The sequence below is a fragment of the Pseudanabaena sp. BC1403 genome (assembly GCF_002914585.1).
Lineage (GTDB): Bacteria > Cyanobacteriota > Cyanobacteriia > Pseudanabaenales > Pseudanabaenaceae > Pseudanabaena.
Genome location: NZ_PDDM01000016.1, coordinates 115,222 through 121,269 on the forward strand (window position 1 = coordinate 115,222; position 6,048 = coordinate 121,269).

Here is a 6,048-nt window from a genome sequence, read left to right on the forward strand (position 1 = left end):
TCTATGAAACTACGCACGATTTTAACTTTGGTGGGTGTGGCGATCGCGATCGCCCTCATCAGTCTCTGGATGGGACAAGCTGCCTATACATGGTTCCCGCCGCAAGCTTCCGCAGAATCGATTTTGGTGGATAACCTATTTAGCTTTTTAGTGACATTAGGAACTTTTATTTTTCTTGGTGTAGTTGGCACTTTGACCTATTCCATCTTGTTTCAACGCGCAGGAAAATATGACTATAGTGATGGGCCTCATATCGAAGGTAATGTCAAATTAGAAATTATCTGGACTGCGATTCCTTTTGCCTTGGTGATTTGGATTGCCGCCTATAGCTATCAAATCTACGACCAGATGTCGATTTTGGGACCAATGGAACACGCTCATCATGGACATATCATTGAAGCGGCTCAAGCAGCGCAAATAGATCGAGATGAAACTGCGCCTACAGAAAAAATTGATGTATTTGCGCGGCAATGGTCGTGGGAGTTCGTTTATGGCAAAGGCACTAGTATCGATGTTAGTAGTACAGAATTACATTTACCCAATAATCGCAGGATTAAGTTAGTACTTCATTCGGCAGATGTGCTGCATGGCTTGTATATCCCTGCTTTTCGGGTGAAGCAAGATGTAATTCCAGGGCGCGTTATTGATTTTGAATTTACACCGATTCGCGAAGGGAAATATCGCTTGCGAGATTCGCAATATAGCGGCACTTATTTTGCGGCGATGCAAACAGATGTAGTAGTGGAATCACCTGAAGCCTATCAAAAATGGTTGGTGGATGCTTCTAATGTTAAGCCTGTAGCTGCCTATAATCGTGCGTCTAATGAATATGCTAAACGAGCTAATGCAAATAATTGGGCGACGGTTATCCCTGCGGCTCCACCTGTGGTGAATTATTCAAATGTTTTGAACAAAAAATTATAAGCTAGGGTGGTTTATCTATGGTTAGTGGGTTTGATTCTCGCGTACTATTTTATCCCCAAAATCAAGCGTTCATTCGTGGCGAATCCAATTTGCCAGAGCGATTAAGGATTGTGGATGGTATCTATAGAGCTTTTCAAATGCCGATTTTATTTGTGATCGGGCTAATCTTAATTCCATTTAGTTTGGCTAGCGGTCTAATTGAATTGGCAAAGGCACTAAACATTTGGAATTTACCTCAGGTTGCAGTGCTAATCCAATTTGCTGGATTTGGGGTGATGGGCTTGGCAACACTGAATTTGCTTTCTATTTTTTATAACCCTGTCCTGTTCAACTGGGTTGAAACTATATGGGCAAAACATAGAGCTTCTACAATCCTTAAAAATGGTGGTGAGGTAATTGATGGTTGGGTTTTGAATGTTAAAGAAGACCTTGATAAAGATTGGTGTATTGAGTTTAAGATTTCCCACGAATTAACTGCCGACATATACAGTATTACAATGCCGTACTTGCCCGATCACCTGTCTCATGTGAAGAATGGATCTGTCTTAAAACTCATTAGACATAATAGCCGCCTATTTATGTTGTAATTTATTCACTTCAAAATGGTTGGCAGATGCTTCCAATGCTAAGCCAGTATATGCTTATAGTCCTGCTGTTAATGACAGTTATCCCTGCGGCTCCGCCAGTAGTGAATTATTCAATTTCAAATTAAATTCCTCAAGAGCAATCATGGCAAACATTTCTATTGATGCGATCGCCGATCTTCCACCTCAGTCTGAACAACCCGAAGACTGGCGGCGATTTTTTGGATTTAGTACCGATCATAAAGTGATTGGGATTCAGTATATTGTTACTTCTTTTATCTTTTTTCTCATTGGTGGCGTTCTGGCGATGGTGATACGGGGCGAACTGATTACCCCTGAATCGGATTTAGTCGATCGCGCTGTGTATAACTCCATGTTCACGATGCACGGCACGATCATGCTGTTTCTCTGGACATTTCCCGTACTTCTAGGAATATCTAATTACCTAGTGCCATTGATGATCGGTGCTCGCGATATGGCTTTTCCACGTTTAAATGCGATCGCCTTTTGGATGGTTCCCGTATTTGGAATTATCCTGATGGCGAGCTTTTTCGTGCCAGGAGGTTCGGCTCAGTCTGGCTGGTGGGCTTATCCACCCGTAAGTTTGCAAAATCCTACGGGGAATATTGTGAACGGTCAGTTCCTTTGGTTGCTTGCCGTTGCCATTTCGGGCGTAGCTTCGATTATGGGCGCGATTAACTTCGTGACCACAATTTTCCGAATGCGGACTACGGGAATGACTTGGTTCCGAATGCCTGTATTTGTGTGGACAGTTCTTGCTGCGCAGATTATTCAACTATTTGGTTTGCCAGCCTTGACCGCAGGAGCGGTGATGCTGCTATCGGATTTAACCTTCGGGACTAGTTTCTTCGACCCAGCCAAGGGCGGCGATCCCGTTCTCTTTCAACATTTTTTCTGGTTCTATTCCCATCCTGCGGTCTATGTAATTATTCTGCCCGTATTTGGTATCTTCTCAGAGATTTTCCCTGTCTATGCCCGTAAGCCGCTCTTTGGTTACAAAGTCGTGGCGGTATCTTCGTTGATTATTACGGGATTGAGTGCCGTGGTTTGGGTGCATCATATGTTTGCTAGTGGAACACCTAGCTGGATGCGGATGCTATTTATGGCAACGACGATGCTGATCTCAGTACCGACGGGAATCAAGGTATTTGCATGGGTTGCAACCATATGGGGTGGCAAGATCAAGTTAACTACAGCGATGCTCTTCAGCTTAGGTGCGTTGGTAATGTTTGTCTTCGCAGGAATTACGGGAATCATGCTGGCGGCGGTTCCCGTGGACATTCATGTGAATAATACTTACTTCGTGGTAGGACATTTCCACTATGTAATTTATGGCGCGACGGTTCTCGGTATCTATGCAGCGCTCTATCATTGGTTCCCAAAAATGACAGGGAGAATGTATTCCGAAGGTTTAGGGAAGCTCCATTTCATTCTCACCTTTATCGGTACAAATGCCTGTTTCTTTCCGATGCACCCCCTCGGTTTGCAGGGAATGCCCCGCCGAGTTGCCTCCTACGATCCAGAGTTCGCTTTCTGGAATGTGATCGCTAGTCTTGGCGGTTTTCTGTTGGGCGTATCAACAATTCCTTTCATTCTCAATATGGTTAGCTCTTGGGTACAGGGTGAAAAAGCTCCCAAGAATCCTTGGCGAGCGATCGGTTTGGAATGGCTAGTTTCTTCGCCGCCATCCCATGAGAACTTTGAGGAGTTACCAATTGTGATTTCGGAACCCTACGGCTATGGCAAAGATGAACCCTTAGTTTCTAATCCTGATAAGTTGGAGGTAGCTCATGCAACCAGTTAATAGTTCTGTTGATAGTGCCAATCCCATTTTAGAAGTTGTCCATGAAGCCTCGCATCACGAGCATTCAGATAATCGGTTGTTTGGCTTTATCGTCTTCCTACTTTCCGAAAGTGTCATTTTCTTGAGCTTTTTCGCTGCCTATATTGTCTATAAAACGACATCTCTCAATTGGCTGCCAGTGGGAGTTACAGGTTTAGAAATTAAAGAACCAACGATTAATACGATCATTCTGGTTTCTAGCAGCTTCACGATCTATATCGCTGAGAAATTCCTCCATAAAAAGCAGCTTTGGGGCTTTCGCGCCTTCTGGTTGCTGACGATCGCAATGGGTAGCTACTTCCTTTACGGTCAAGCAGTGGAGTGGAGCGGTTTAGCCTTTGGCTTTGGTGATGGCGTGTTTGGCGGTAGTTTCTATTTGCTGACGGGCTTTCATGGCTTACACGTTTTCACAGGTGTGCTGTTGCAGCTAATCATGTTAGTGCGATCGTTCTTTCCCAATGAATATGATAAAGGTTTATATGGCATTGAGGCAACCTCGCTATTCTGGCATTTTGTCGATGTGATTTGGATTGCGTTGTTTACGTTGATTTATGTGTGGCAATGAGGAAACCCAATGATTATTGATGACAATTATTACGATGTGATTATTGTGGGAACTGGTGCAGGGGGAGGAACCCTTGCCTATAAACTGGCTTCCACAGGTAAGAAAATTCTGATTCTGGAACGTGGTGATTTTATGCCCCTCGAAGAACAGAATCGCAGTAATATCGATATCTTTCAGCGCGATCGCTATCATGCACCTGAGCAATGGTATGACCACACAGGCGAGCCATTTTCACCGCAGACTAACTATGCGATCGGTGGTAATACGAAAATCTATGGTGCGGCTCTATTACGGCGACGTGAGAAGGATTTTGAAGAAGTTACTCATCAAGCGGGAATTTCGCCAGAATGGTGTGTGAAGTATGACGAGTTTGAGCCTTATTACACCGAAGCCGAAAAGCTGTATAAGGTGCATGGCGAGTCACAAACTGACAGTACCGAACCAACTCACAGCGCTAATTATCCCTATCCTGCGGTCAGTCATGAGCCTGAGATGCAAAAAATCTATGAGGCGATCGCTAATCAAGGTTTGCATCCATCGACAATTCCCCTCGGCTTGACCCGTCAAGAAGATGACCCCACTAGCGACTCTGAAGAAAGTTGCCTCGTCCCTGCCTTGAAATCTGCCAATGTCACCTTAAAAGCCCAAGCCAAAGTAATCGCTTTACATACCAATCCATCGGGGCGATCGGTGAAGGGTGTAGAAGCAGAAGTGGGCGGACAGTCCTATCTCTTTTTAGGCGATATCGTCGTGCTTGCCTGTGGCGCGATTAATTCGGCGGCGCTACTGTTGCGATCGGCAAATGATTCCCATCCCAAAGGGCTTGCCAATAGCTCCGATCAAGTGGGTCGAAATTTGATGAAAAGCCTTTTGTCATCGGTAGTCCAACTCAGCACTAAGCCCAATAATGGCTCCTTCCAAAAATCTATTTATGTGAATGATTTCTACTGGGGTGATGCGGATTTTCCCTATCCAATGGGACATATTCAGAACTCTGGCGGACTGCTCACCGATATCATTTTTGCCGAATCTCCACCCGTATTCTCTATTGTTGCTAAGCTCATGCCCAACTTCGGACTAAAGCAGTTAGCCACCCATTCGATCGGCTGGTGGGCACAAACGGAGGATTTGCCAGACACGAATAATCGGGTGCGTTGGGAAAATCACAAAATCCATATCGATTACAATCCCAACAACACGGAAGCCCACGATCGCTTAATTTATCGCTGGACTGATGTGTTAAAAAATATCGAAAAGTCCCTAGATGGTTTCCGTACTGGTTTCCTACATCCCCGCGCCGAGTCGCCTTTGCAAGTAGTCGCCAATCAATGCGGAACCTGTCGCTTTGGTGATGATCCCATAACTACAGTTTTAGACCGTGATTGCCGCGCCCACAATCTCGATAATCTCTACGTTGTAGATGGCAGTTTCTTTCCATCTAATGCGGCGGTGAGTCCTGCTTTGACGATTATTGCTAATGCTCTAAGAGTAGGCGATCGGTTAATTGAGAGATTGAAATAAATAGTAGTGTAGGGTATTTGACGCAAAAATAAAGCCTAGCCAAATATCCTATAATCAGATTAAGTAGAATATCTTTTATTTGAATAATCTAGATTAGAAGTATTAAATCTCGAAGAAAAGGTTATGAATCAAGAATTAGAAAAATTATTGAATGAACTAGATATATCAGAGCAAGCTAATAGCGATTACTATATTTCCAGTAAAATGAATTCTATTACTAGTGGAGATGAAAGCTTCGAGCTAAAGAGCGAAAAAATTGCATTCTTGTTTAGTGAAACCAACGAAAATTTATATCCTAGATGGGGAACTTATTATCAGCCTGTATTTGGTCCCGTAATTATGGATGATGGACAAATTTATGAAAGTCCTAGTTTGTCTGTCATAACAGAAGAGATGCTTAGTTATTGGGAGAATCGAGCAGAACAAACAATTTTGTCATGAAAGCTAGGTATTCAGGTTTAGTATACGACTTAACACAAAAAGTTTTAGATAGAAAACCAAACGGCGTTGTTGCATGAATAAAAAGAAGCCAAAAGATGGAGGATCTTAGGATAGACAATTAACGAACAACAGAACAGGAGACAGGTTTA

General features: G+C 43.6%; 6 protein-coding genes. All 6 read left to right on the top strand.

Going from position 1 to position 6,048, the window contains the following annotated elements; translation table 11 throughout:
* The first annotated feature begins 3 nt into the window (after positions 1-3).
* The 6 genes from CQ839_RS15410 (at position 4) to CQ839_RS15435 (ending at position 5,899) form a co-directional block, all read left to right on the top strand.
* On the top strand, positions 4-924 hold the full coding sequence (locus CQ839_RS15410; RefSeq protein WP_103669173.1) for a cytochrome c oxidase subunit II: 921 nt from the start codon (positions 4-6) through the stop codon (positions 922-924).
* A gap of 17 nt (positions 925-941) precedes the next feature.
* A complete protein-coding gene (locus CQ839_RS15415) occupies positions 942-1,511 on the top strand; it encodes a hypothetical protein (protein WP_103669174.1) in 570 nt (189 codons plus the stop codon).
* A gap of 142 nt (positions 1,512-1,653) precedes the next feature.
* Positions 1,654-3,333 carry a cytochrome c oxidase subunit I gene (gene ctaD / locus CQ839_RS15420; protein ID WP_103669175.1) on the top strand — a complete coding sequence of 560 codons (1,680 nt, stop codon included), beginning with the start codon at positions 1,654-1,656 and terminating at the stop codon, positions 3,331-3,333.
* Positions 3,320-3,937 (top strand): heme-copper oxidase subunit III, encoded by a 618-nt coding sequence (locus CQ839_RS15425; RefSeq protein WP_103669176.1) that lies wholly within the window; start codon positions 3,320-3,322, stop codon positions 3,935-3,937. Before ctaD ends, CQ839_RS15425 begins: the two co-directional genes overlap by 14 nt.
* Positions 3,938-3,946: 9 nt before the next feature.
* On the top strand, positions 3,947-5,458 hold the full coding sequence (locus tag CQ839_RS15430) for a GMC oxidoreductase (protein ID WP_103669177.1): 1,512 nt from the start codon (positions 3,947-3,949) through the stop codon (positions 5,456-5,458).
* 123 nt (positions 5,459-5,581) lie between these two features.
* Positions 5,582-5,899: a hypothetical protein gene (locus CQ839_RS15435; RefSeq protein ID WP_103669178.1), complete on the top strand. Its 318-nt coding sequence runs from the start codon at positions 5,582-5,584 to the stop codon at positions 5,897-5,899.
* Positions 5,900-6,048: the final 149 nt, after the last annotated feature.